This is a genomic window from Lentibacillus kimchii (assembly GCF_042666895.1).
GTDB lineage: Bacteria > Bacillota > Bacilli > Bacillales > Amphibacillaceae > Lentibacillus > Lentibacillus kimchii.
The window spans coordinates 1-24494 of sequence record NZ_JBHTGR010000005.1 but is presented as its reverse complement, the minus strand read 5'-3'; the positions used below and the strand labels follow the sequence as shown (position 1 = coordinate 24494).

General features: G+C 43.1%; 27 protein-coding genes. 21 read left to right on the top strand and 6 right to left on the bottom strand.

The window, feature by feature from the left end; translation table 11 throughout:
* Positions 1 to 193: 193 nt before the first annotated feature.
* The 4 genes from ACFQU8_RS02895 to ACFQU8_RS02880 all read left to right on the top strand — a co-directional run bounded on the left by ACFQU8_RS02895 (position 194) and on the right by ACFQU8_RS02880 (position 3603).
* On the top strand, positions 194 to 925 hold the full coding sequence (locus ACFQU8_RS02895) for a gamma-glutamyl-gamma-aminobutyrate hydrolase family protein (RefSeq protein ID WP_382357667.1): 732 nt from the start codon (positions 194 to 196) through the stop codon (positions 923 to 925).
* 184 nt (positions 926 to 1109) lie between these two features.
* Positions 1110 to 1571: a hypothetical protein gene (locus tag ACFQU8_RS02890; protein ID WP_382357666.1), complete on the top strand. Its 462-nt coding sequence runs from the start codon at positions 1110 to 1112 to the stop codon at positions 1569 to 1571.
* Between the two features lie 27 nt (positions 1572 to 1598).
* Complete coding sequence (garR, locus tag ACFQU8_RS02885) at positions 1599 to 2477, top strand: 2-hydroxy-3-oxopropionate reductase (protein ID WP_382357665.1); 879 nt, start codon at positions 1599 to 1601, stop codon at positions 2475 to 2477.
* A gap of 130 nt (positions 2478 to 2607) precedes the next feature.
* Positions 2608 to 3603, top strand: coding sequence for an LLM class flavin-dependent oxidoreductase (locus ACFQU8_RS02880; protein WP_382357664.1), 996 nt, complete (start codon positions 2608 to 2610; stop codon positions 3601 to 3603).
* Positions 3604 to 3656: 53 nt separating this feature from the next.
* On the opposite strand, the gene guaC is transcribed toward ACFQU8_RS02880, so the two are convergent.
* Complete coding sequence (gene guaC, locus ACFQU8_RS02875; RefSeq protein WP_382357663.1) at positions 3657 to 4640, bottom strand: GMP reductase; 984 nt, start codon at positions 4638 to 4640, stop codon at positions 3657 to 3659.
* Between the two features lie 76 nt (positions 4641 to 4716).
* Between guaC and ACFQU8_RS02870 the strand changes: the two genes are divergently transcribed.
* On the top strand, positions 4717 to 5052 hold the full coding sequence (locus ACFQU8_RS02870) for an aminotransferase class III-fold pyridoxal phosphate-dependent enzyme (protein WP_382357662.1): 336 nt from the start codon (positions 4717 to 4719) through the stop codon (positions 5050 to 5052).
* Between the two features lie 83 nt (positions 5053 to 5135).
* On the opposite strand, the gene ACFQU8_RS02865 is transcribed toward ACFQU8_RS02870, so the two are convergent.
* The 3 genes from ACFQU8_RS02865 to ACFQU8_RS02855 form a co-directional block, all read right to left on the bottom strand.
* Positions 5136 to 6908 carry a cation:proton antiporter gene (locus tag ACFQU8_RS02865; protein WP_449280297.1) on the bottom strand — a complete coding sequence of 591 codons (1773 nt, stop codon included), beginning with the start codon at positions 6906 to 6908 and terminating at the stop codon, positions 5136 to 5138.
* A 154-nt stretch (positions 6909 to 7062) separates the two neighbouring features.
* The gene (gene sdhB / locus ACFQU8_RS02860; RefSeq protein ID WP_382357660.1) at positions 7063 to 7833 is read right to left on the bottom strand and encodes a succinate dehydrogenase iron-sulfur subunit; all 771 of its coding nucleotides are present in this window, start codon (positions 7831 to 7833) and stop codon (positions 7063 to 7065) included.
* Between the two features lie 147 nt (positions 7834 to 7980).
* The gene (locus ACFQU8_RS02855) at positions 7981 to 9030 is read right to left on the bottom strand and encodes a C45 family autoproteolytic acyltransferase/hydolase (protein WP_382357659.1); all 1050 of its coding nucleotides are present in this window, start codon (positions 9028 to 9030) and stop codon (positions 7981 to 7983) included.
* Positions 9031 to 9217: 187 nt separating this feature from the next.
* On the opposite strand from ACFQU8_RS02855, the gene ACFQU8_RS02850 reads away from it, so the two are divergent.
* Positions 9218 to 10702, top strand: coding sequence for a BCCT family transporter (locus tag ACFQU8_RS02850; RefSeq protein WP_382357658.1), 1485 nt, complete (start codon positions 9218 to 9220; stop codon positions 10700 to 10702).
* Between the two features lie 65 nt (positions 10703 to 10767).
* Here ACFQU8_RS02850 and ACFQU8_RS02845 read toward each other — a convergent pair whose 3' ends face one another.
* Complete coding sequence (locus tag ACFQU8_RS02845) at positions 10768 to 12354, bottom strand: peptide chain release factor 3 (protein WP_382357657.1); 1587 nt, start codon at positions 12352 to 12354, stop codon at positions 10768 to 10770.
* Between the two features lie 411 nt (positions 12355 to 12765).
* Here ACFQU8_RS02845 and ACFQU8_RS02840 point away from each other — a divergent pair, with 411 nt between their 5' ends.
* The 9 genes from ACFQU8_RS02840 to ACFQU8_RS02800 all read left to right on the top strand — a co-directional run bounded on the left by ACFQU8_RS02840 (position 12766) and on the right by ACFQU8_RS02800 (position 17867).
* Positions 12766 to 13026: a metal-sensitive transcriptional regulator gene (locus ACFQU8_RS02840; protein ID WP_382357656.1), complete on the top strand. Its 261-nt coding sequence runs from the start codon at positions 12766 to 12768 to the stop codon at positions 13024 to 13026.
* A 216-nt stretch (positions 13027 to 13242) separates the two neighbouring features.
* Complete coding sequence (locus ACFQU8_RS02835; protein WP_382357655.1) at positions 13243 to 13542, top strand: rhodanese-like domain-containing protein; 300 nt, start codon at positions 13243 to 13245, stop codon at positions 13540 to 13542.
* A 62-nt stretch (positions 13543 to 13604) separates the two neighbouring features.
* Positions 13605 to 14006, top strand: a complete 402-nt coding sequence (locus tag ACFQU8_RS02830; protein WP_382357654.1) for a DsrE/DsrF/DrsH-like family protein — start codon at positions 13605 to 13607, stop codon at positions 14004 to 14006.
* Positions 14007 to 14024: 18 nt separating this feature from the next.
* Positions 14025 to 15149: an MBL fold metallo-hydrolase gene (locus tag ACFQU8_RS02825; RefSeq protein WP_382357653.1), complete on the top strand. Its 1125-nt coding sequence runs from the start codon at positions 14025 to 14027 to the stop codon at positions 15147 to 15149.
* A 39-nt stretch (positions 15150 to 15188) separates the two neighbouring features.
* Positions 15189 to 15416: a sulfurtransferase TusA family protein gene (locus tag ACFQU8_RS02820; protein ID WP_382357652.1), complete on the top strand. Its 228-nt coding sequence runs from the start codon at positions 15189 to 15191 to the stop codon at positions 15414 to 15416.
* 275 nt (positions 15417 to 15691) lie between these two features.
* On the top strand, positions 15692 to 16273 hold the full coding sequence (locus ACFQU8_RS02815; RefSeq protein ID WP_382357651.1) for a class I SAM-dependent methyltransferase: 582 nt from the start codon (positions 15692 to 15694) through the stop codon (positions 16271 to 16273).
* A 70-nt stretch (positions 16274 to 16343) separates the two neighbouring features.
* Positions 16344 to 16490 carry an SHOCT domain-containing protein gene (locus ACFQU8_RS02810; RefSeq protein WP_382357650.1) on the top strand — a complete coding sequence of 49 codons (147 nt, stop codon included), beginning with the start codon at positions 16344 to 16346 and terminating at the stop codon, positions 16488 to 16490.
* Between the two features lie 130 nt (positions 16491 to 16620).
* Positions 16621 to 16923, top strand: a complete 303-nt coding sequence (locus tag ACFQU8_RS02805; protein WP_382357649.1) for a metal-sensing transcriptional repressor — start codon at positions 16621 to 16623, stop codon at positions 16921 to 16923.
* Between the two features lie 452 nt (positions 16924 to 17375).
* On the top strand, positions 17376 to 17867 hold the full coding sequence (locus ACFQU8_RS02800; protein ID WP_382357648.1) for a CBO0543 family protein: 492 nt from the start codon (positions 17376 to 17378) through the stop codon (positions 17865 to 17867).
* A gap of 10 nt (positions 17868 to 17877) precedes the next feature.
* Here the strand turns inward: ACFQU8_RS02800 and ACFQU8_RS02795 are convergent, their stop codons facing one another.
* Entirely contained in the window at positions 17878 to 19146 is a 1269-nt protein-coding gene (locus ACFQU8_RS02795) for an MATE family efflux transporter (protein WP_382357647.1), read from the bottom strand.
* A gap of 377 nt (positions 19147 to 19523) precedes the next feature.
* Between ACFQU8_RS02795 and ACFQU8_RS02790 the strand changes: the two genes are divergently transcribed.
* The 6 genes from ACFQU8_RS02790 to ACFQU8_RS02765 all read left to right on the top strand — a co-directional run bounded on the left by ACFQU8_RS02790 (position 19524) and on the right by ACFQU8_RS02765 (position 23765).
* The gene (locus ACFQU8_RS02790) at positions 19524 to 19940 is read left to right on the top strand and encodes a GntR family transcriptional regulator (protein WP_382357646.1); all 417 of its coding nucleotides are present in this window, start codon (positions 19524 to 19526) and stop codon (positions 19938 to 19940) included.
* Positions 19924 to 20805, top strand: a complete 882-nt coding sequence (locus ACFQU8_RS02785) for an ABC transporter ATP-binding protein (protein ID WP_382357645.1) — start codon at positions 19924 to 19926, stop codon at positions 20803 to 20805. Before ACFQU8_RS02790 ends, ACFQU8_RS02785 begins: the two co-directional genes overlap by 17 nt.
* 57 nt (positions 20806 to 20862) lie before the next feature.
* Positions 20863 to 21582 (top strand): ABC-2 transporter permease, encoded by a 720-nt coding sequence (locus ACFQU8_RS02780; protein ID WP_382357644.1) that lies wholly within the window; start codon positions 20863 to 20865, stop codon positions 21580 to 21582.
* Positions 21582 to 22277, top strand: coding sequence for a hypothetical protein (locus tag ACFQU8_RS02775; RefSeq protein ID WP_382357643.1), 696 nt, complete (start codon positions 21582 to 21584; stop codon positions 22275 to 22277). The genes ACFQU8_RS02780 and ACFQU8_RS02775 overlap by 1 nt, the downstream gene beginning before the upstream one ends.
* Positions 22278 to 22433: 156 nt before the next feature.
* Positions 22434 to 22760: an ArsR/SmtB family transcription factor gene (locus ACFQU8_RS02770; RefSeq protein WP_382357642.1), complete on the top strand. Its 327-nt coding sequence runs from the start codon at positions 22434 to 22436 to the stop codon at positions 22758 to 22760.
* A 60-nt stretch (positions 22761 to 22820) separates the two neighbouring features.
* Positions 22821 to 23765 carry a cation diffusion facilitator family transporter gene (locus ACFQU8_RS02765; protein ID WP_382357641.1) on the top strand — a complete coding sequence of 315 codons (945 nt, stop codon included), beginning with the start codon at positions 22821 to 22823 and terminating at the stop codon, positions 23763 to 23765.
* Positions 23766 to 24494 lie beyond the last annotated feature (729 nt).

Below are 24494 nucleotides of genomic sequence, written 5' to 3'. Positions count from 1 at the left end.
ATTTTCCAAGTTGCATTCTCTTAGCATTTATGTAAAAATAAGGGTTAAAATTATCTGAATAAAAATAAAAATCCGGTTATGAATGACAATACGACTGGCATACGCCGATGGCAATTTGGTTTGCATAGTTATCAACTGGCTGCTAAGAATAACGGTTATAGACTTAAATGAGCAACCTAGAAGGAGCGGCCAAATGCAACAGTTTACCAAACCTGTAATAGGCATTACCAGTTCGATTGTCAGTCATAATACGATTAAGAGTCTTAATGTGCATGAGAGATTTATCCGCACGGTCATACAGGCTGGAGGTGTTCCGATTGTCATTCCAAATGGTACTGACGATATGCCTGAGACATGGATGTCGATGTGTGACGGCTTGATTTTAAGCAGTGGTGAGGATGTCGATCCAAATTCGTACCTGGAAAACCCTGATCCTCAGTTACAAAAAACGAATGTGAATCGGGATAATACAGAAATAGCGCTCGTTCATTGTGCAGAAGAACAAAAAAAGCCGATCTTCGCTGTATGCAGAGGTATTACATTGTTAAATGCTGCTTTAGGGGGGACGGTTATTCAGGATATTGGGACGTGGTTTCCACAAGCCATCCAGCATTATCAGCTGGCAGAAAGATATGAAGCGACACATGATATTCAAATTGAATCCGGAAGCTGGCTGCAGAAGATCACAAATTCTACAGGAATTCGGGTTAATAGTCACCATCATCAGGCCATTAACAAACTGGCTTCTGGTTTGAAAGTGACGGCTAAAACGCCCGATGGCATGATTGAAGCAGTCGAATCCAGTGATGCCGCCGCTGTACCCCTTTTTATGGGTGTTCAATGGCATCCAGAGGCAATGGCGCGTGTTAATCCGACAATGCTGGAACTGTTTAAATCATTTGTTATGAAGTGTACAAATACCTAAGGGGGTGATTATCATTCAGGAATCGTCACAAGATAATCATTTAGTCTGGTATGCGAGTTTCGGCTCTAATTTAAACCGGGACAGATTTCTATGTTATATTAAAGGCGGACAACCACCAGGCTCGGACAAGGTAGAGGATGGCTGCCGTGATCAGTCGCTCCCAGTTAAAGAGCGAACGCACGTCATGAACTACCCATTATATTTTGCCGGGGAATCTGATCGGTGGCAGCACGGTGGTGCGGCTTTTATAGGCTTGGATCGTAACGAAAACTGTAACACGTACAGCACCAAATATCTGGTAACAGAGGAACAATTCAAAGACGTCGTGGAACAGGAAAATGACGGTTTGGATCTGGCGGTCAATTTTGATGCTATTATTAAAGACGGGTCGAAAACCCTGCGTGATTCATGGTATGGGACGATTCTTTACTTAGGTGAGGAAGATGGCTATCCCATATTCACATTTACATCAGGACGCGATTTAGATGTTTCAGTTAATGCACCGTCAGATGCGTATTTAAGTATGATTATTCAAGGCTTAGAAACAACAGTCGATCTTGCCGATTCAGACATTTTGGATTATCTGCGGACAAAGCCGGGGATTGACGGCCGTTACAGTCAAAAGGAACTTGAGGAACTGCTTTGATCAGAATGTGAAGGGGAGGAAACTGCTATGAAAATTGGTTTTATTGGTCTGGGGATTATGGGAAAGCCCATGAGTAAAAATCTATTGAAAGCTGGCTACGAATTGGTTGTTTCCAGCAGTAAGTCAGGAACAAATCAGGAATTGCAAGAACTTGGAGCACACGTGGTGCCTGATTATGAAACGTTAGCGTCCAAATCGGAGACGATTATTACCATGCTGCCAAATTCACCTGAAGTGCGTGACGTTATTTTAGGTGAAGAAGGTCTGATACATAGCATAAAGCCGGGGAGTGCTGTGATCGATATGAGTTCGATTGCCCCTATCGCCAGCCGAGAAATTGGGGCAGAACTGGCAGATAAGAATATCGGTTTTATCGATGCGCCAGTAAGTGGAGGTGAGCCTAAAGCCATTGATGGCACTATTTCGGTCATGGCAGGGGGTAACGAGGATGTTTTCGATCAATGTGTGCCTGTTATGGAAGCTATGGCCGCTTCTGTTACCAGAACAGGTGATGTAGGTTCAGGCAACTCAACTAAACTTGCTAATCAAATCATTGTTGCTCTGAATATCTCGGCCATATCGGAGGCATTTGTGCTGACGGAGAAGCTGGGTGTTGATAATCAAGCAGTTTACAATGCCATCCGAGGCGGCCTTGCCGGCAGTACGGCTTTAGATGCTAAAGCACCAAAAATGCTGGAAGGCAATTTTGATCCCGGCTTCAAAATTGATCTGCACTTAAAAGATTTGAATAATGTGATGGAGACAGCGACAAATCTTGGTGTACCGCTGCCATTAACAGCTTCGGTCAGGGAAACGCTGAAGGCACTGACAGCTGATGATCTTGGTGAAGAAGATCATGCGGCGATTGTGAAATATTATGAAAAACTGGCCAATATAAATGTTTGAAGCGCAGTTACATGGGTATGATTGTTCTGTTTAATGATTCAAACAGATGTGAAGCAAATGCTTTTAGTGTGGGTATCTTTTCTGTCATGCTGAATATACAAGCGGGAAAGGCGAAAGGAGATTATTTAGCATGAAATTGAGTGTTTTGGATCAGGCACCAATATCACGGGATTCTACACCAGAAGAGGCATTGAATAACACCTTAAAGTTGGCGGCTGAAACAGAAAAACTGGGTTATACGCGCTATTGGGTAGCTGAACATCACAATACGAACGGTCTCGCAAGTGTCTCACCGGAAATTTTGCTGACACGGATTGCTTCTTATACGAATACAATTCGCGTTGGTTCTGGCGGGGTGCTTCTGCCGCAATACAGCCCTTATAAAGTTTCGGAGAATTTTAAAATGATCGAGGGCTTGTTTCCAGATCGGATTGATTTAGGAATAGGCCGTTCACCAGGCGGTTCACAGGATACACGGATGGCTTTGACTGATGGTGAGGCTAAAGATATGTCTGAATTTCCTCGTCAATTGCAGGATCTGCAGGGTTTTTTGCATAATACACTGCCCAAAGATCACCGTTACCGTCTGGTTAAAGCATCTCCAAGAACAAATAGCGTCCCGCCGATGTGGGTGCTTGGATTATCGGAACGGGGTGCGCAAAACGCTGCGGAAATCGGAGCTGGATTTGTCTTCGGTCATTTTATTAACCCGGACCATGGGGAGGAAGCATTGCAAACATACAGACAAGCATTCAAGCCGTCAGAAAATATAGCCCGGCCGACAAGTGCCGTCTGCATTTTTGTCGTGTGTGCCGATACAGAAGAAGCGGCGGAAGAGCTGGCTCTTAGTCAAGATAAATGGCTGTTGAATGTTGGCAAAGGGGCCGATACGAAGGTGCCATCTATTGAGGAAGTCAAAAAGCGAACATTCCGGCAGGAAGAACTGCAAGAGATGCAAAAAAATCGCAGACGTTGTGTCATTGGAACGCCAGATCAGGTGAAAATGGAGCTGGAGCGGCTGAGTGATATTTATCAAACTGATGAATTCATGATTATCACGAATATTTATGATTTTTCAGCTAAAGTACATTCCTACCGGTTATTAGCGGAAGCATTTGATCTCTAAAACCATGATCAGGTGTGAACCTGACCATGGTAATTCATGTGTCTTTTTGGATTTTAATAGGCGCTATCGCCATTAAATATTGAGTTTTTAACAACCACATAATCAACATACCGAATGGCTTGCAATTCTTTTCCGCCGGCATAGGAGATAGCAGATTGGAGGTCCTGCTGCATTTCGGATAATGTATCCTCCAGTGAGCCTTTGTGCTCGACATACATCTTCTTGCCTTCTACGTTTTTCTTCTCGCCTTTTTGAAATTCAGATGCTGACCCAAAGTATGCTTTGTACCGTTTGCCCTCCTGCTCAATGGTTTTCCCCGGTGATTCTTCATGACCAGCAAATAAAGAGCCGATCATCACCATTGAGGCTCCAAGGCGAATAGATTTGGGAATATCGCCATGTGTCCGGATGCCTCCATCGGCAATAATGGGTTTGCTCGCCGCTTTAGCACACCATTTGAGGGCGGCCAGCTGCCAGCCGCCGGTTCCAAAGCCTGTTTTTGTCTTTGTAATACACACTTTGCCTGGTCCAATCCCGACTTTTGTCGCATCAGCTCCTGCATGTTCCAGTTCCCGCACTGCTTCCGGCGTTCCCACATTTCCTGCAATAACAAAACTGTCAGGCAACAAGTGTTTGATATGCTGAATCATATTTATGACACCATCGGAATGGCCATGAGCGATATCAATTGTTATAAATGCAGGCGTAAGTCCGGTATCGGCCAATTCACGGACAAACTGGTATTCTTCTTTTTTGATGCCAACACTGATTGATGCTATAAGCCCTTGCTGATGCATATCACGAATAAAGTTAGTTCGTGTTTCTGGTTCAAAACGGTGCATGACATAAAAATAGCCATTCTCTGCCAAAAGTTTAGCGACATTTTCATCAATTATCGTTTGCATGTTAGCCGGAACGACAGGCAGATTGAAGGTATAGCCGCCAAACGTCATCGTGGTGTCGCATTCGGAGCGACTGCTGACAATACATTTAGCCGGTATTAATTGAACGTCTTCATAATCAAATACACTTTCCATCGATACACCCCTAAAAACGAATGATTATTTTATTTAATATTTAAATGTTCGTCTATTGCTAATCTACAAGACTTTCATGACATTGTCAATCGACAGCCAATATAAATATGACAGAATTATGTATAAATATACAACGGGAACGTACTTATATAAACGTCTGCATCACGTCATTGGGAGACTGCCTGTTGTGTCAGCAATTCGCGGGAAAGGCCTCATGATTGGCATTAGATGTACAGAAGATATAGATGATAAGGTCAGCTCATTAATGGCTAAAGGATTGCTTGTATTAAAGGCTGGACCCAGAGTCATTCGTCATCTGCGACCACTTATTGTAAGTGAACAGGAAATTGATATGGCGGTTCAATTGATAAGTGATGTATTGACTGAGGAAGAAGCTGATACAATCTGCTAGGAGGCTGGTGAGTCGCCTCGTGTCGCCGGACGCCGGGGTATCACCTATGGCTGTCATCCCACAGGAATCCTCTAGTCTTATCGTTAATCGTTTTCTGTTATTAGGAATACAGCTTGATCACCCTGTTCTATCTGCAAGTTACGGGTGCTTGCTGTAATAAAGGTAACGCCCGCATTCTTTTTGCGGATAAACAATAACAGACCGTTTTCTTTTTCCGCAAACTGTTGTTTCTTAACTGTCTGTTTTTCTTCCATCGTTATCGTTTTAAGCGAATAATCCGCGGCAAGTTTTTCATTCAATGCAGACAGAGTCATACCCTCATCAAATAGTATATGCCCTTTGATAGCCGGGGAAATATCGCGGTTCATCTTATCTGCTGGCAGCACAAATGTATTGTGATAACCGAATTCCGGGGCGAATGATTGGCCTATAAGTGCGTTATAGGCAGAATCATCTGTCATGATCAGGATATTATCATACGGTGCCAGATCAATTTCCATCCGGGTATGCTCATAGAGAATATCACCATTGAAGACGTCGATCCCCTTGTTATTCTGGGCAGGTATTAACCTGTCTAAAACACTGTCTGCGAGCAGAACAGGTATATCGCTTGATTGTAAATAGTCAGCTAAAACGGTAGCTGTACCGCCTTCTTCTGTGCTGGCAAGATTAAGTTTTTTCGCTAAGGGCGCCAGTGTGAAACCATGGACGCAGACAGTAATAAATACCAGGGCAAACGTCAGGGTCATCAAAATGGAAGCATCCGTAAAGCCGTCCTGCTGCAGGATACCAGCAAAATAACCAGCTACAGTCAGGGCCACAATACCGCGCGGTGCGATCCAGCTAATTAATGTTTTCTCATTTGTTTTCAGCTCTGTGCCAATCGTTGCAATCCAGATCGACAGCGGCCGGACAAGAAATAACATCACAAGAACAAAGCCGAGAATAGGCAGTGTGAACATGTCCATAATGGTTTCTCTTGTCAGCGACGCGGTTAGTAGCACAAACACTGTTGATGTTAAAATAACAGAAATGTTTTCAGCGAAATGGGTCACATTAGCAATTGACGCGATATATTTTTTCGTTACGGCTACAGTCAGCCCCATAACCGTAACGGCAAGCATGCCTGTCTCCTGCATGATGAGCTCACCAAGACTGAAGCAGAGCAAGACAAATGACATGATGATCGGCGATTTGAGAAATTCCGGAAAGAGCCCCTTATTGGCCATATGACTGGTTAACAAGCCGATGACCAGTCCAATAATAATGGCCAGCAAGGCACCGCCAAAGAAATTTAGCAAGTAACTCCCCTGAATTTGCTCATTCGTGACAACTTTTAAAATCTGGTAAGCCAAAAGCGCGATTAACGGGCCTGCGGGATCAATTATGGTTCCTTCCCATTTTAGAATGGTTGCGACTCTTTGTTTTAATTTGGCTTGCCGCAGAAGCGGTATGATGACGGTCGGACCGGTAACGATAAACAAGCCGCCAATGACAAAAGCAACCGGCATGCTTAAACCAGCTATGTAGTGTGCGGCTAAAGATCCTCCTACCCAAGCAAGCAATGCGCCAAGCGTGACTACGCGAAAAACGGATTTAGAAATATCTTTTATTTCCCGAAAGTTCAGACTTGAGCTTCCTTCAAATAGGATAACAGCGACTGCCAGTGATATCAGCGGATTATATAATTCACCTAACGCTGCTTCCGGATTAATTAATTGAAGTACCGGGCCAATCAAAAGCCCGACAACTGACATAATGACAATCGATGGCCACTGAATCCGCCAGGCCAGCCATTGGGAGAAAGTGCCGAGTACAATAATAATGACGATACTGAGTAATACGGCTTCCTGCAACTGTTTCACCTTCTTAAACGGTCCTGTAGAATATCTAATAGTGTAATACGAATACTGTATTATGCAGTGTAAGATTATGGCAATTTTAGGATGGCACTGGATCGTTTGAAATGGTGCAATAAAAAATAAGCAGCCTCCTCAGCTGAAGGCTGCTTTAATAATTATCACTGCCAAAGAAATTTTTAAACGACTGCAGTGAAGCTTCGCGGTTAACAGCTGCAATTGAAGTCGTGATCGGAATACCTTTCGGGCACACCTGCACACAGTTCTGTGAATTGCTGCAACCCTGGAGCCCGCCATCCTCCATAAATGCATTAATTCGCTCATCACTGTTCATCTCACCAGTTGGATGGGCATTTTTTAAGCGTACCTGAGAAAAAACAAATGGTCCCATAAAATCACTTTTATCATTAACGTTTGGGCATGCCTCCTGGCAGACACCGCATGTGAAACATTTCGAAAGCTCATAGGCCATAAGACGCTTGTCCTCACTCATACGCGGACCGGCACCGAGATCGTAAGTGCCATCAATTGGTATCCAGGCCTTCACTTGTTTCAGCGAGTCGAACATGCTGTCCCGGTCTATAATTAAGTCTCGGACAACCGGGAATGTGTACATAGGATGAATGCGGATTGGCTGTTCCAGTTCATCAACCAGTGTGGAACAAGCCTGGCGCGGGACATCATTAATCACCATCGAGCAAATCCCGCATACCTCTTCCAGACAGCTCATGTCCCATTGAACGGGCGTTGTTTTTTCACCCGCTTTATTGGTCGGGTTTTCCCGAATAGACATAAGTGCCGATATAATATTCATGTTCGGGGTATAAGGGACTGAGAAGGTTTCTGTATATGACCCTGAATCGGGGTCGGACTGTCGTTCAATAATGAGTTCGACGGTTTTTTGATCGGTTGCCGTTGGCATAACACAACTCCTTTCTGGCGATAACGGCTGTTTTATACAAACTGTATTGGCTAGTATGACAGGATTATTGGACTTATATACACGTCTCAGTCAAATGCCTGGCTGGTTTGTCAGTCAGACTGTCTATAGATATGGTTAACGAAGGCGTTATATCAGTGCTTTATTGATAAACGGATCTGAATAATTGATTTCCCCTTTAATGCGTTTAATAGGGGTGTCGTTGCCTTTGAGCCAGCTGTCAAAGTCAAAAACAACCGGCATTCGGTCCGGCCCGATAGCAAACCATGCTTTCATTTCGTTCGGAAGGTAGGCTGCTGTATGGAGCGTTCCGGCTGCTGCATCATATTTTTCAGAGAAGACTCCTTGGTCCAAATCGTTCATCACCCGGAAAGCGTCATAAGGATTGGTTGTATAGCGCTGCTGATCCTGAATGGTTTGTTCCCGCTGGCGCGACTCTTCCTGCCGGTAGCGGTTTTCATCGTCCAGTAAATGGAAGTGGTTGGTGCAGACATTTGCAGGACGTGCCACCACTTCTCGTGGTGTAGCTTCCACAACGTATGACTCGCCACTTCGGTCTAATAAAACGTAGCTGAATGAATGCCGGTGTGGAATGGCTTTTAGCAGGCTGATCGCCTCATCGACAGTGGAACACGTTTCCAGAATCATTCGCCCAATCATGTTGCACAGAAAACCGTCACCGGCTTGTTTGCGATGGGTGAAATTGTAACCCATTACGAGTCCCTTTTCATTCATCCCATCGATACGGCCGGTGATTTGCATGGATGGTCCGATAACGGCATAACCTTGATCGGTGGGCTGATAAAGTAAAAAACGTCCCTCGTAAGATATAGGATGGCTGTCATAATTGCGGATCATGTATTCTGGCTGGGTGAATATGGAACAGCCGCTCCGCCCGTATTCGAGATAATAGCCGCCGAAAAGTCTGATTGCCTCATCCATCTTCATATTAAGGGAAGCGGCCAGACCGCGGATTTCGTCCCAGACCCCCGGTGCAAATGCTATAAGCGATTGTTTGACTTCTTCTGGATTAATTAAAAAATGCCGGTCTTTTTTGGGCTCCCATTGTTTTTGACGGTTAGGGAGAATAGGGGAGTTTTTCAGCTGTTCACCCTGGCTATAACCAAAATCAAAATGGGTCCCTCTGTATTGGAAAACGTCACTGTAGACGTGGTTCATAAATGTCAGTCCTCTTTCATATGCAAACTAATCTTAGTGTATGCCATGTCACCACGAAAGCAAATCATCTTGCTTACAGAAGTACGATGACCTGATCTTGATCATCAATCATTGTATAGAATCGTCATTCAGCGAAAAACTAATGATTGCATGAAAGCCGTATTACTAAACAGGAAGGTTGGGTCATATGAAAAAGGTAACCATTGTCTTTTGGGTGACACTGGCCATCACACTCGGATTATCTGTAATTGGCGTTATCTGGCCTGATCCGTTTGAACAAATATCTGGTCAGATTATGGACTTCTTTTCGGCCAAGTTTGGCTGGTTTTACTTAATTATGGTCACATTATTTCTTTTATTTTGCTTGTACCTTGTGGTTAGCCCGTATGGTAAAATCAGGCTGGGAAAGCCAGGTGAAAAACCAGAGTTCAGCTACCCATCATGGATAGCCATGTTATTTAGTGCTGGTATGGGCATTGGCCTCGTCTTTTATGGCGTGTCTTCACCTGTGGGTCATTATATAAACACGCCGCCGACAGCAGATCCTGGTACAACAGAGGCATTAGAAGAATCTCTGAGAGTAACTTTCTTTCACTATGGCATTCATGCTTGGGCGATTTACGCAGTGATTGCGCTCATTCTGGCTTACTTTATGTTTCGTCATGAAAAGCCAGGGCTTGTCAGTGCTTCATTGGAGTCTCTTTTTGGCGAGCGGATGAAAGGTGCCTGGGGTAAGGTTGTAGATGTTATAGCTGTATTTGCTACGATTGTTGGTGTAGCTACGACGCTGGGTTTTGGCGCTACACAGATTAATGGCGGTTTCGCTTATTTGTTTGACATGCCGATTGCGTTTTGGGTCCAGCTGATTATCATTCTAATTGTGACCGTTTTATTTATGATTTCAACATATACAGGTCTCAGTAAAGGCATTCAGTATCTGAGCAATGCCAATATGGGGCTGGGCGGTCTTTTGATGCTGGCAACATTGATCCTTGGACCAACGTTGTATATTATGAATTCCTTAATTGATACAATTGGTTCCTATATACAGCAATTGCCATCCGAAAGTTTCCGTCTGGCACCTAATGATGAATCGGAACGGAAATGGGTGATGGATTGGACGGTGTTCTTTTGGTCCTGGTGGATTGCCTGGTCACCGTTTGTTGGCATATTTATCGCTCGTGTATCAAAAGGGCGCACGATAAGAGAATTTTTAGCCAGTGTGATTATTGTTCCGACTGTGGTAGGCTTTTTATGGTTTGCAACATTTGGCATGTCGGGCATTAATGCGCAAAATAATGGTGCAGACATAGCTGAACTTCCTCAAGAACAGGCCTTGTTTGCCATGTTTGATCAGTTGCCGTTTGGAATTATTTTGTCGATTCTCGGTCTTCTGCTGATCAGCACATTTTTCATTACGTCTGCTGACTCGGCAACATTTGTCCTCAGCATGCAGACAACGAACGGATCCATGTCACCGCCAACGACGGTAAAATTCGTATGGGGGCTGGCACAATCAACCATTGCTGCAGTTCTGTTGTATACAGGCGGGCTCCAGGCGTTGCAAAATGCTTTAATTTCCGCAGCTCTGCCATTCTCGATTATTATATTTCTCATGATTATGTCGTTTTATAAAGCTATAAAAAAGGATAAGGACAAAAATTGGTCATGATAGAAAAACGATAAAAACACACTGAATTTCAGTACTGAAATTCAGTGTGTTTTTTCTGTCAGGTATTAAGAAGTCTGATCATACTGATTGACATCAAACAGGTCAATCAGTTCAATATCGGGATGATTCTCCTTGAACCAGTTTAAGGAGAACTCATTTTTAAACAAGACAACATAATTGCCACTCCGGTCCTGAACCAGCATGTTGCGCTCATCATAAAGAGAGGGATCGACCTGATCCGGTTTGAGCCAGCGCGGGACCCGATCACCAATAGGTTCCAATTCGACTTCTGCATTATACTCATTTTGCATCCTTTGTTTGAATACATCAAATTGCAGTTCACCAACTGCTCCCAGGATATATGATTCGGTACGATGGTGCCTGAATAATTGAATGGCACCTTCCTGAACGAGTTGTTCAATACCCTTTTTAAACTGTTTGGCCTTCATGACGTTTTTGGCCGTCACACGTTGAAATTGTTCTGGCGGGAATTGCGGCAGTTCCTGATACTCAAACGTGTTCTTGCCTTCCAGTAAGGTGTCACCAATCTGATAAGCGTTTGGGTCATAAATGCCGATAATATCACCGGCATAAGCTTCTTCAATGGTATCCCGGGACGAAGCAACGAATTGTTGTGTCTGGGCCAGCCTGACAGGTTTGCCTGTACGGGCCAGGGTTACACGCATTCCACGCTCAAATTTGCCGGAACAGACTCTTAGAAAGGCGACACGGTCACGGTGTGCCGGATCCATGTTGGCCTGGATTTTGAAAATAAATCCGGAAAAATCCGGGTCATCCGGTGAAATGACCCCTTCTGTTGATTTGCGCGGTGCCGGTTCAGGGGCCATAGAAATAAATGTATCAAAAAACGTCTGGACGCCAAATGGAGCGAGCGCACTTCCAAAGAAAACAGGTGTCTGATCACCAGCCATGATAGCATCAAGAGAAAAATCGTCTCCAGCTTCTTCAACCATGGACAATTCTTCCTGCGCTGCCTGATAAGTTGGATCAGAAACTAACGCCTCATGCTCCGTCTTATTCAATTCCTCATAGGGTATATAGCGTTCTTCTCCATTACCGTTAAATTGAATAAATTGGTTGCCGTCCCTGTCAAAAGTGCCAAGGAACCGTTTGCCCATACCGGCGGGCCAATTCATCGGATATGTCTCAATGTTTAACACATCCTCGATTTCTTCGAGCAATTCGAGCGGTTCACGTCCTTCACGGTCCAATTTATTGATAAACGTGAAAATCGGAATGCCGCGCATTTTACATACTTTGAATAATTTAATGGTCTGCGCCTCAATTCCTTTTGTTGCATCAATAATCATAACAACGCTGTCTACAGCGGTCAGCGTCCGGTACGTATCCTCACTGAAATCCTCGTGTCCGGGGGTATCGAGGATATTAACCTGATAACCCTGATACGGAAAATTCATCACACTGGACGTTACAGAAATGCCGCGCTGCTTTTCAATGGCCATCCAGTCTGAGGTTGCAAACTTGCCCGATTTTTTGCCCTTAACCGTACCGGCAGACCGGATAAGATTACCAAACAGAAGCAGCTTTTCCGTCATGGTTGTTTTCCCGGCATCCGGATGCGAAATAATGGCAAATGTTCGCCGTTTACTGGCTTCGTCATTCATCGTCATAAAAAAATCCCTTCCATTATAATTATGTAGGCTGTACGGCTGATGGGGGATTTAGCTACATAAGCTTGATACTCCTTATAATTTGTTTAAACGATCGTCTTATACTCTCAAACGATAGCATGCTGCCGGTGATTCGTCAATCAATCGAAGGCAGTATTAACACTGATTTGCCGGATAATGGATGGCTTAACAACACAAACATGACAAAGCATGCCTGCCCAATTTCAGCACTGTTTTTCATTAATGAAGACATAAAGTCTTGACAATATACCTAAGGGGGTATATTGTAGAAGTAGTTCTTTTGAAAGACAGATTACAGCTGATCATGTGAAGATCATGAATCTGCTGACTAAAAGGAACGATTCTGGCAGACAATCGTGGATAAGACTGCGTAAAGAAGGGTGAATGCAAATGGAGTATGAAGCAGATGTCAAAAATCGGGTGAAGCGAATTGAAGGGCAGGTCAAAGGGCTTCTTAAAATGATGGAGGAAGAACAGGATTGCCGCCAAGTTGTCACACAGATGACGGCCGTGCGCAGTGCGCTTGATCGAACAGTGGCTTTGCTTGTCAGCCAGAATCTGGAGCAGTGTATACGTGAAGAAAAGCAAGACGGTGAAAGTTCTGAGGATCTTGTTAAAGAAGCCGTTAATTTGCTTGTTAAAAGCCGGTAACGGGATCTTTATCCAGCTTCGAAGATTAAATTGACACAAGGTTTAGTCACATAAATGAATGGACTAATCCTTTTATTCCAATTTATATACCCAGCCCCGTATGTTAAGAGAACGGTTGAGCGAACGTTGCCAGATTACAAAAATATTTTTTAGCCTTTAATATACCCCTGCCCGTAGGTGTATGAAAGAGGGTCTGAATCAGGAGGGACATTGAAAATGAAAGAAGTTACCACTCAACAATTGGAGCAGATGGTAAACAGTCATGAACAGGTCAATATCGTTGATGTTCGAGAGAATGAAGAAGTCGCCCAAGGAAAAATCCCAGGAGCCAAGCATATCCCGTTGGGTGACGTTCCAGAACGTCTTGATGAACTTAATCAGAACAACCATTATTATATGATTTGCCGTTCTGGGGGCCGCAGTGCGAAAGCAACCGAACTTCTGGAATCAAACGGTTATGATGCAACCAATATAGATGGTGGCATGCTTGCTTGGAATGGGCGCACAGAAGTGTAACACAAAGCATATTTGAACAAGATGTCTGTTCAATACATTCAAGATAATAGGAGGACATAATCATGGAAAATAACACACGCGTAGCGATTATTGCAGCCAACGGAGGTCTATTTGATGCCTATAAGGTATTTAACATTGCAACAGCAGCAGCTGCGTCTGATAAAGAAGTCGGGATTTTCTTCACATTTGAGGGATTAAATCTGATTCACAAAGAAGCGCATAAAAACTTGCCGTTGCCAGAAGGGAAAGAACATTTTCAGGAAGGCTTCGAAAAAGCGAATGTCCCATCGATACCCGAACTTTTGCAAATGGTACAGGAAATGGGCGTTAAGATGATTGGTTGTCAAATGACAATGGATGTGATGGATCTGGAACAAGATGATTTTGTTGACGGTATTGAAGTTGGCGGCGCAGCCTCATTCATCGAATTTGCCAAAGACGCTGATATTTCCCTGACATTTTAAGGAAAGGAGCTATGCATAATGACTATAACGGCTAAAGACCTGGCAAAACGTGTTATTAATCAGACGAAAACGTTGATTCTGGACGTTCGAAATACGAATGAATTTAACGACTGGAAAATCGAAGGCAATTCAATTGAGATTATGAACGAACCTTATTTTAATCTGCTGGACAGTGTTGAGCCACTTGCAGACAAACTGGATAAACATCAGGAAGTTATCGTTGTTTGTGCGCAGGGCGGTTCCTCAGAGATGATTGCTGACATGATGGAAGACGCGGGATTCACGAATGTTTATAGTTTAGAAGGCGGCATGCAAGCCTGGAGTGAACATATGGAACCCGTTAAAATAGCTGACTTATCAAATGGTGGCCATCTCTATCAGTTTGTTCGTCAGGGCAAAGGATGTTTATCCTATATGGCTATTTCCGGTAATGAGGCGGCTGTTGTTGATGCAGCTCGTATGACAGATGTATATGAACAATTTGCTGAGGATAAAGGCGTTGTCATTAAGCATATCATTGATACACATCTTCATGCCGATCATATTTCCGGTGGTCGTCAACTGGCTGAAAATACAGGTGCAAATTATTATATGCCGCCAAAAGATGCTGAAGACGTTACATTCGATTATCAGCCATTAGAACAAAACCATACGATAACGGTTGGCCAGACAACGATTAACGTACAGCCTGTTTATTCACCAGGTCATACCATTGGCAGTACGTCCCTTATCATTGATGAACAGTATTTGCTCACAGGGGACATTCTATTTATCAAATCCATTGGCCGTCCTGACTTGGCCGGAAAAGCTGAGGATTGGGCAGCTGATCTTCATAAAACACTCTATAAGCGTTATGAAAAGCTGTCTAAGGATTTAGTTGTCTTGCCAGCCCATTACGCATTTATGGAAGAAATGAGCGAGGACGGGAGCATCAGGGCGCGACTTGGTGATTTATACAAGCATAATGATTCGCTTAATGTACCGAATGAACAGGCATTTCGCAAAATGGTGACTGAGAACATGCCGCCGCAACCGAACGAGCATGAAACCATTCGTCAGACTAACATGGGTCAAATGAATCCAAAGGTTGAAGAGCAGCGCGAAATGGAAATTGGCCCAAACCGTTGTGCTGTTCACGGTTAATCGTTTGAGATTCAAATTAATTTGAAGGAGGAAATGATCATGGAAGCAGCAAAAATGTTAGATGCCAAAGGTGTTGCATGCCCAATGCCTGTTGTAAAAACAAAAAAAGCTATCGAAGAGTTGAATTCAGGTGACATTTTGGAGGTTCATGCAACAGATAAAGGTGCAAAAAGTGATCTGACAGCATGGGCTCAGGCAGGCGGTCATGAATTGATTGATCAGACAGAAGAAGATGACGTCCTGAAATTCTGGATTAAAAAAGCCTAAGAGCGTTGACTGGGATATAAATGAAGTGAACAACTTTAAAAACAAGCAAAACTAAGGTATAGCGGAGAAATATACGTAAACGCCACATAGGCATTAGCCATTATGATCGTTGCCTGCATTCGCCCCGCCAATCGGCGCAAATGCAGGCAAACGTGATCAATACAAAATTATTGCAAGCTGTTTTAGCTGTCCTTATACTTGGAACTGTCATTAAGATCTGGTTTGAATTTGTTTGATCAACGAGTCAACATTATAAAATAAGCAGGTGATAAATGATGGAGAATAAACGTTTTGACCCGAAAAATTCCGATAAATTAATGAATCAGGCACGCCGTGATCGATTACAGCCTGAAAAAATAATGCAGCATTTAGATCTAAAAACTGAGGATAACGCGGTTGATTTGGGAGCAGGTCCGGGTTTGTTTACAATCCCCCTTGCTAAGCAAATCAATGGTGAGGTTTATGCTGTCGATGTGGAACCGGCTATGCTGGAGAAACTTAAGACGAACGCCGAACAAGAAGGGGTTCATGGTATTACGTATATAACAAGTGACTTGGAAACGTTGCCGTTATCTGATCAGTCGGTAACCAAGGTTCTTAATACGTTTGTCATTCATGAAGTCGACAGTGCTGAGAATGCCATTCGCGAAATGAATCGCATTTTAGAGCCTGGCGGTATTTTGTTATTAGTCGATTGGGCGAGAATCGAAACGGAATCCGGTCCGCCGCTCGAGCAAAGATTTGAAGCTGATGATATGGCTGAACGCATTCAAAAAAACGGATTTGAAACAGAAGTTATGCGTCCGAATCCGGATGAAAATTTTGCTATTAAGGCGGTTAAAACGGCGTCTTGCTAAGACAAGTAAAAACTAAGCATCCATGGAGCTGAAAATAATGTGTTTTATCATTACTCTGGCAGTTATCCTTATGGCTGTCTGGTTCTTCAAACGTGGTGAAACCAACCCTCCCCGTTCATCAGGAGGAGATTCACTGGACACGCTAAAGGAGAGATTGGCTAAAGGTGAGATATCGGAAGAAACTTACGACAGGCTCAAACAAAAATTGCACGAATGATATATGAATGGACTTGGGCGAATGGCGTGATCAGCTCTCTTTTTATGCTTCCACAGCCAGTTTCTCTTCAAATTTGACAAACATACATAAGGGGGTACCCTGTAATTGGGAAGGAAAGGAGTGAAGCGACATGGGTGATTACTTGCATGAGCATCCTGCAACCCCCCGAACATATGAAGAAAAGCAGGCTGTCAGCAACCGCCTTAAGCGGATTGAAGGACAGGTGCGCGGTATTCAAAAAATGATCGAGCAAGACCGTTATTGTATTGATATTTTAGTACAAATCAATGCTATTAACGCCGCATTGAAAAAAGTGGGTTTTTCTGTTGCCGAACGGCATATGAAACATTGTGTCAGTAATGCCGTTCAAACGGGTGAAGGAAACGAAGCGATTGATGAACTGATGCAAGTTATGAAGCAGTTTTCCAAGTAGGGAGATAATAATACCTGAAACTTATTCCGCCTAAAACGTCTTAAAATTTAAAGGTTAGCTGACCTTTTCGGGGCGTTATTGTCTGTAACGCCAACATAAACCGGTCTCCATTGGGGAACCGGTTTTTTATGACTATCGTCAAATGGGTGACTGCTTTGAAAACGTTACGGATAGTATTAAGAGAACATGCATTGATAAGGACGATATGTGCACGCTAATTGGCAAAAGCTATTAATAAGCTGGGTGAATGGCAGCGCATATCCTGATTGGTCCGTAATGGGCAGCATAATGTTGAGTTTGACTGTTTTAATGGTTCAACTCCCAATACCTGCGGCCGCACCGTACGCACCCATTTATGGCACACGTCACTGTCCCTGCGATTACTGTCAGCTTATTTGTGGTGTACCACGTCTCATGGAACAAAGTTTTCGCCTTTAATAGGAGCTGTTAGTATGGATATGATATTATTATGGGTGTTTTTTATAGCTGGTGTCGGCATTTTAATCATTTTATTGCAAAGGCCGCCGCTTAAAGAATGGCTATTATGTTTCTTTATTGCTGCTTGTTTGGCATCATTCTTGGGTCAATTAGTTGTTTCGAGTAACTTAATTTCCTATCCCGTTAAGCTTTTTCCCATATTTAAGTCGAGTATTCTCTATGAATATCTGCTTCTCCCGCTTTTAAGTGTTATCTACTACCGGACAACTTATCGCAAAGATATATACAGTTCTCTTTGCCAGGCATTTATCTACAGCAGTGTTTTAACAGTTTTAGAAGTGTTATTGGAGCAAGGCACAGACTTCATTCACTACATTTCCTGGAATTGGATGTTCTCATTGGTGAGCCTGTTTAGCTTTTTACTGATAATACGTTACATCATGCAGCTGATCAACAAGGTCACGCAAAGGAAAGAACGCAATCAGGCGCACTCAGATGACGCTTGATTGCGTTATATCAGAGTCCGCGATTCTTCAGCTCCTTGCGCATAATACCAGGTCTTGCAACTAACAGAAGAAAGATGGCTGTCAGTGCCTCTGCGGCGGGAAGTGCCAGCCATATACCGGTTGTATCCAGCCATAATGGGAGAATAAGGAGTGCGGCAATTAAGAGAATAAAGCCGCGGAATAGCGTGATCCCGATTGATGGTCGTACATACGCAATCGATTGATAATAGGTCATGTAAATAAAGTTAATACCCATGAATACATAACCGATAAAAAACAGCATAATTCCTTTTTTAGCCAGCTGACGTACAGCTTCGTCTTCAATTCCAAATATTGAGACAAGACCTCCGGCGCCAGTCCAGCCAACGATGAGGAAACCAATTCCTAATAAAACAGTCGTTATTTCTGCAATTTTCACGGTATGTTTAATAGAAGCATACTTTTGGGCGCCGTAATAAAAACTAATGATAGGCTGAATGGATTGACCTATACCAATGAAAGCCAAAAACATAAAGGTGTGCAGATAATTAATCACAGAGAATGCTGCAAGCCCTGTAGTGCCGGCATAGTAAGCTAAAGCCGTGTTATAGCCTACGACAAAAACGGCTGTTCCGGCCTCGGATAAAAAGTTGGGCATACCCAGCTTGCCAATCATCATAAGGTCATCTTGTTGCCAAGGCTTCCGGATGAATTTCAAACCAGACCCGTTTTTTAGAAAATGAATACAATATATGAGCAGGCCAATAGCTGTTGCAATCACCGAAGCAAGGGCAGCACCGGTTACCTCCATATTTAAAATGAAAATCATCCAGTAATCCAGGACAATATTGAGTAATGCCGATATGACTAGACCGATCATAGCGAGCTTCGGACTGCCGTCGTTACGGACAAAAATACTGAGTGCATTTTCCCATGCTAAAATCGGTGCCCACATAAAAATGATCTGCATGTAGTCTGTTGCATACGCCAATGTCTCGTCGTTGGCGCCGAATAAGTAAGCAAGCGGCTCGACGGCAAAATAGCCTGTGATGCCAATGACGATCATGATAACGGTGATAGATGTCATAGCAAGTGTGAATGCCCGCTGTGCTTTCTCAGTATCCTGTGCACCGCTGGCTATGGAGTAAAGTGTTCCGCCGCCAACCCCAATAAGAAGTGAAATGGAAATAACAATAGACCAGACAGGAACAGCGACATTAACGCTCGCGAGCGCAACCGAGCCAACGCCATTTCCGACAAATATACCATCAATAACAATATTGGCAGACATCAGCATCATGCCAATAAGGGTAGGAAGCAGGTATTCAAAAAAAACGCCTCGTAACACTTCGGGTTGAAAGTTTTTGTTCGACCAAGCTCATCATGATTCGCTCGCTTTCTCAAAGTTCTGTATCCATTTTATAATTTTATCAGGCGAAAATCCATAACATACACAATTTTAAATTAGAAGAAAAGTGTTCTTGTCAAAACGTGCGCACTTCTTTCAAAAAGGGTGCGCTTTTTAGTGTGGTTTCTCACAGATTTCTCAGAAAACAGATTAGCATCATATTGTTTTCGGCCGGATTATTATGTATACTGTGTATACTATGTAAACACAGTATAACGGTAACCGTATTAAATTGTGTTGAATGATTTTGAACAAGGGGGTGTTTGAATGTGCTGATTCATATTTCGCAAACGAGTTCGGCGCCCATGTATGAGCAGGTTGTCAGTGAAATCCAACGGCTGATAGCTATGGGTCACATGGAGCCCGGCGAGATGCTGCCGTCCATTCGGGGATTGGCTAAAGAGCTGATGACAAGCGGAATCACCATTCGACGTGCCTATCAGGGACTCGAACAGTCGGGATTTATTTATACGCGCAAGGGCAAAGGAAGTTTTGTTGCTGAATTAAGTGAAGCAAGACTGAATCGGTGGAAGATTGAACAAGTACAGGGACCTTTGTCAGAATCAATTTTAAAAGCAAAACAGCTTGATCTTACAGAAGATCAGTTTCATGACTTGATTAAACGTTTTTGGGAGAAAGCGGACGACGATAGGCAAGGGGGAGATACCTATGGATCTGAACGGTGAACAGCCTTTATTAGACGTGCACCATCTGACAAAAATATATGGCGATTTTCAGCTGCAGGATGTCAGTTTTAATGTTCCTGCGGGTACCATTATGGGGTTCATTGGCCGGAATGGTGCGGGGAAAAGTACCACAATGAAAGCCATTATGGATCTAGTTAAACCGGATGACGGACGTGTTTTTGTTTTGGGTAGGCCAATGCCTGAAGAAGAAGTTGCTGTCAAAGAACAGGTCGGCTATGTCGGTGATATCCCGTTATTGAATGATAACTGGACGCTGGACCGGACGCTGCAATTTGCGCGTCAATTCTATCCAAACTGGAATGAGGAAGCTGTTGAACAACGCCTGGAACATTTTGCGATTGCGAGGCATAAAAAACTCGGCGAGCTGTCCAAAGGCATGAAAATGAAAGCGTCACTTATTTTGGCAATGGCACATGAGCCGAAGCTGTTGTTATTGGATGAACCGACTTCAGGTCTGGATCCGGTTGTACGGACAGAAGTCCTGGAAATGCTGCTGGATTTTGTACAAGATGAAAGCCGGAGTGTTCTGTTTTCTTCCCATATTACGCCTGATGTCGAAAAAATTGCTGATTGGGTAACGATTCTTGATGATGGGGAACTCATCTTCAGTGAAGATAAAGAATCACTCCTCGACCGGTACAAACGTATTGTTATGGCAGGAAAGGGCAGTGACTATACCACGGAAACGCCATTACTTTTCAATTGTCACAAAACAACTGGCGGCTATATTGGTTATACTGATCGTTTTCCGCAATTTCAGCGTGTGGCTAAAGGGAACTGGTATGCAGAACGTCTGACATTGGAAGAATTGTTTGTCTTGTTGACAGGGAAGAATGCTGATTAATCACGGGTGTGATGTATAACCGGAAAAAGACATGATGTAATGGAGGTGGACGCAAAGATGAAAATGCTCATCAAGCGGGAATTAAACCAAATGAGCCTAGCTAATAATTCTAAATACCCAGTGCTTATTAATGGCCTTTTTGTGATCGGTGTTCCTATCATTTTATGGCTGACTGGTCCAGGTCTGCTTAGTTTTTATGATACCGAGGGATTTTACTCAAATGTATCAATTGTTGGACTAGTGATTGTTACGCTGACTGTCACCGGTAATATACAACGTGAAGCAGCCAACCAGCAGCTTCTTTTTCTACAAACCTTGCCTGTGTCAAAAAGCAGTATCGTGAATGCAAAGTTTATCAGTGTATTAATATTTGCATGCACAGTGGTGGCATGGCTTAATGTGGTTGTCTTGATATACAGTTTAATTACTGACGATCATCTGGCAGAGTATGGCATGCTTTTAGGCTATTTCTCGTCACTCATCTTGTTTGTTGCGGCTATATTACTGCTTAAATCTATTGAGACTGGCTCTCGAAATATCTTCATGACAGGTATTATTTCAATTTTCGCCTGGGGCGTTGTATTTTTCATCGGAGAATTTGCTAAGAGAGAAATGGGAATGGACACGGGCGTGTCAGATCTTGTCATATTTATCGGCTTGTCATTAGCAATTTATGGGCTTTGCTGGCAGGTGGCACTGCAAAGGGTCAAGAAAAAGGGATTTCCTCTGGATAAAAGCCACAAAAATCATACGCGGTCATTGGAGGGGGGAGGTTAATGCGATTCAAGGTAATTAGCAGTGTTATGAAAGAAGAGTGGCTCAGTAATCGACGGAAGCTGTTGTGGTATATGATCGTGTCACTGATTTTTGATATAGCCATGATAGTCATTAGCCGGATTGACTGGGTTATGAGGCAGGTTGAGCAGTCGAACCTAAGTTTTGAAGAATTTTCTCTGACTGTATTTGCTATTCTTTTTATACCATATGTCGTTACATGGGTGATGCTTACTTTTAAAGCAGATAAAGATAAAAGTTCAGGATTGTTTAAATTTATTCATATGCTTCCGATTTCAATAAGGGAATTGGTGACAGCTAAATTCATTGCCGCATTTCTGATAAACCTGCTTCTGGCCGGCTGGTTCAGTATGTTATGGCGCGCCTATGAAATGGTGTTTATTGATGCAGGATTACTGCAGGCCTGGACGGGGATATGTATGGTTGTTTTCCTGCTGACTTTCGCTATACATGCTGTTCAATTGGGTCTCTTTTTCAGCCGAGGGAGCACCAGCATTGTTTTAATGATTCTAATGTTATTATTGAGTCAATTGGATGCTGCCGATACGCTGGCTGATCAAACAATGGTTTGGATGGCGCACACACCTTTCTTTATGTGGGGAATCAGCTTTTTATTAATAGGTTGTATCTGGATTCTATGCTGGCACTGGTCGGTTAAAACTTATTTGAAATATTGAGAGTAATTTAGCGTAATAGCAGTAACACTAAATTCAGGAACCAGTATGATTGACAGCAGCAGAGCAATTACCATATCATATTATTATATATGACAATATGATCATATAACGATCAATAATTCACCATCATGATCTGCCTAAAGTGGGGGAATTCTAATGGAAGATAAGCAAAATCAAAACATTGGTTCCTATAAAGAAATGGATGACGAAACGCTATTTGGCGTATCACAAACGTTCAAGGCGCTCGGGGATCCTACCAGAATCCGGATACTCCACCTGCTTATTCATCATGAATGTTCGGTGAACGAGATGGCTGACATTCTGCAGCTCCGTCAGTCAACCGTTTCTCACCAGTTGCGATTCTTAAAGGATTTACGCTTGGTGAAAAATCGCCGGGAAGGAACGACGTTGTATTATTCGCACGATGATGATCATGTCATTAATCTGCTGAGACAAACGATTAACCATGCTTATTATGGCTAGCGTTATGTGAAGCACGACTGATTAATCTTTTAGACATAATTGAGACGGGAGGGATCTTTTATGGCACATGATCATGATCACAGCCACAATCATACACATAGTCATGATCATGCACATGGCGCGAATAAAAAAGCACTTATGATCAGTTTTTTGATTATATTTGTTTATATGCTTGTTGAAGTTGTTGGAGGTTTTCTCTCTGGCAGTCTGGCTTTGTTATCAGATGCAGGTCATATGTTAAGTGATGCTGCTTCACTTGGCGTTGGGCTTTTAGCTTTCAAATTTGGCGAAAAGAACGCCAGCTATGAGAAAACTTATGGCTATAAACGGTTTGAGATACTAGCGGCTGTGTTTAATGGTGCTGTACTGATTGTCATTTCACTTCTTATTTTTTATGAGGCTTTTCAGCGCTTTATGGCACCACCCGAGGTAGCATCTACCGGCATGCTTGTTGTTGCATGTATTGGTCTAATCGTCAACCTTGTGGTCGCCCGGGTTTTGCATGGCGGCGATAAGGATGAAAATTTAAATATGCGTGCAGCTTTCTTGCACGTGCTGGGTGATTTGCTTGGATCCATCGGTGCTGTCACAGCAGCGATCCTGATTATGCTGTTTGACTGGACCTGGGCCGATCCGTTAGCAAGTGTTATTGTAGCAATTCTTGTTTTAATAAGCGGGTGGCGTGTAACAAAAGATGCCGTTCATGTTTTAATGGAAGGAACACCTGAAAACGTCGAACTCGATGATATCATTAAGACCATTGAGAATATCCCTGATGTTATTTCAATCCATGATCTGCATGTATGGAGTATTAGGAGCGGTCAGAATGCATTGTCGTGTCATGCTGTTGTTGACGGGCATTTGTCTGTATATGACAGCCAGAAGCTTTTGCAGACCATTGAACACGAAATGGCCCATAAAGAGATTGGTCATGTGACAGTACAGATGGAAAGTGAACAACACCCGCATGACGGTTCATTGTTTAGTCAAGACGATCGTGAGTAAGATCGATAATTTGTAAAACGTCATAAAATTGATTGAAGATGCTGGGACAAAACGAAGGTCGTTAACACATGATATCTAAGATTATCGAGTAAGAGACTAAAGATTCCCGTGGAAAAAGAAGGATAAGTGAGACCTGGTGTGCGCCCGCACAGCGCAAAAACGTCGCCGAATAAGCTGCGATCTGCGAAGAGCTGCAGAGCGCTGGGAAAGCTTGCCGGCGTGATGAGGCGCTTACTTGCCGCCTCAGAAATTGACGTTTATTTCCGGAGTGGTTAGTCGCAAGCATTCATTCTGGTTGTTCGCACTTTTGTCCCAGCCTCTTTCACTTTATTAAAAATTGCATACTCATTTATGATGTAATTTTTCATTATATTTAGTGGCAGAAGGTCATTGACATTTTAATTCTCGCCTAGTATTATCACTCTTGCTCTCAACGAGAGGCGAAGATATTGTTAATCATGAACTGATCAAAATACTGTTAAGTTCAATTCAAGAAGTTTATTCTTCTAGTTATCTATTGACGATCTCATGAATAAATGATATTCTTATTGAGTTGCATTCAAACGAGGTATTTATAAATAACCTCTTAATCAAACTAAAAAAGTTCTTGACTTCATTGAATGCAGATGTTATATTAATTAAGTCGCTTTTGAGAGGCGGCATCCGATTTGCTCCTTGAAAACTGAACAAAACAACCAGCCTGAAACAGATGTCAGGTAAGAGGCTCCC